This window comes from Phocaeicola coprocola DSM 17136 (genome assembly GCF_000154845.1).
Classification (GTDB): domain Bacteria; phylum Bacteroidota; class Bacteroidia; order Bacteroidales; family Bacteroidaceae; genus Phocaeicola; species Phocaeicola coprocola.
On record NZ_DS981440.1, the window covers coordinates 1 to 922 of the forward strand.

The 922-nt window shown below is 44.3% G+C and carries 1 protein-coding gene; it reads left to right on the forward strand.

What is annotated here, in order from left to right; genetic code table 11:
• The first annotated feature begins 473 nt into the window (after nucleotides 1-473).
• Complete coding sequence (locus BACCOP_RS20360) at nucleotides 474-734, forward strand: hypothetical protein (protein WP_007565668.1); 261 nt, start codon at nucleotides 474-476, stop codon at nucleotides 732-734.
• The last annotated feature ends 188 nt before the right edge of the window (nucleotides 735-922 follow it).

The window sequence follows — 922 nt, forward strand, 5'->3', positions numbered from 1 at the left end:
GTCTCGCACTGTGGTGGATTCTCCTCTTTACGTAATTGCGAAATGGATGGCATGTGTTGTAGTATCTACCAGGCACTGTCGGGTCTTTCATACATCAGTTGCTCAATTTGCAGTAGTGAAGCATTTATCTGGTGTGTCCTTTTCTGGTAAATGCCGAGTGAAAGGGCGGCTGCGGTTGCTGTTATGATGACAATGATGATGAGTGTTTTATTTTTCATACTGAATGTTTGTAAGACTATTACAAATATAAATAATTTGATTGTTTTGTCGGTAAACTACTAATAGATTATTCGGGGGATAATAGCGGGATAAACTGCCTGGCTGTGCAGTCTTGAGTTCTCCTTTATGGTATGAAGACATGCTTTCCCTATGATGGAGAGAACTGTTATTTTCATACCATTTCCCGTTTTGCCATCGCATGATAAGCGGATTCTTCTTATATTTGTAGGGAAGAATAAACATCGCTTAGTATTATGAAGTCAAGTAGGGTTATCATCATAATTGTTCTTTTGCTGCTGGTTTTTGGCGGCTTCTCCGGCTGGCAGTACGCACATCGGCGTATTTACCGTGAGCTTCAGGCTGTGGAACGTGTGATGGGCACACATCCCGACAGCGCATTGTCGTTGTTGCGTAAAAATTTCTTCTCCCGACCGTCTTCATGGCAGGAACCGTGCATACTATGCCCTTCTTCTTACTCAGGCTTACTACAAGAACTACCTTCCTGTTACAGATGATTCGCTGATTCGTATAGCAGCCGATTATTATGCTTTCCGGCAGCGATTCCTTACATAAAGTCTCAGAGCTATTTTTATCTGGCACAGGTTTACCGTAGACTGCGTGACCGGCGCCGGTTCCCTCCGACTGTTTTCCATCGGGCCGGACTGACTGGCCAAGGGATGCCGAGAATCACAACTAACACAGA

What these genes read in the sequence shown, in the direction of transcription:
- BACCOP_RS20360 (WP_007565668.1), top strand. Translation starts at nt 474, where the DNA reads ATGAAGTCAAGTAGGGTTATCATCATAATTGTTCTTTTGCTGCTGGTT.